Consider the following 641-nt stretch of genomic DNA (forward strand, 5'->3'; position numbering starts at 1 on the left):
GGAACTAATGCTTTGTAACTCAAACTCATTAGATAAAGAAGCATTAGTAAAATTGAAATCGCCAATAAAAACAACAGATAGAAACTAATCCCAAAACCATAGGTGGCTAACAAGATAGGATAAAACAAACCTTGACTAAAAAGAACGACTCCCCCACCTAGGAAGGAAAGGAGGGCTGATAGAAGGAGCCATTTGATATCAGTAGATAAAGAATGCCCCATGATGGATAAGAGAGTCTGACCAGAAAAGAGTTTTATACCTGCTGCTCTCATTTCCTTAATCCGAGTAATAATCACCAGAGCAAAGAAAGATAAGCCAAATATTGCTAAACTAATTAAAATAAGGGGAATTAGTAACATTCTAAAAGCAAGAGAATAGGGCGGTGTCTTTCGGTCAGGAATTGCTTTATAACCCAAATCTCCTAATTTATCGGCAAGCTTTTCTTTCGTCAAGGAGCCTGACAAAAGGAGATAACTATTTAGCGGATCACTACGTTCACGACTTTCTTGGCTAGCTTCTTGGAATTCTTTTGGTAAAGTTCCCTGACCATAAGTTGCATAAGTAAAGTGAGTCGTCCCATCCTTACTCGGCTCTACGATTCTTCTAGCTATTAAACTCTGTTCTGAGTTTGCAAAATTCTC

At 38.1% G+C, this 641-nt stretch carries 1 pseudogene; it reads right to left on the minus strand.

Annotated features, from left to right (window positions below):
• A pseudogene (locus tag N8N51_RS10330) lies at positions 1–641 on the minus strand (bacteriocin-associated integral membrane family protein); the annotation flags it as partial.

The organism is Streptococcus mitis (assembly GCF_946188685.1).
GTDB classification, from domain to species: domain Bacteria; phylum Bacillota; class Bacilli; order Lactobacillales; family Streptococcaceae; genus Streptococcus; species Streptococcus mitis_CC.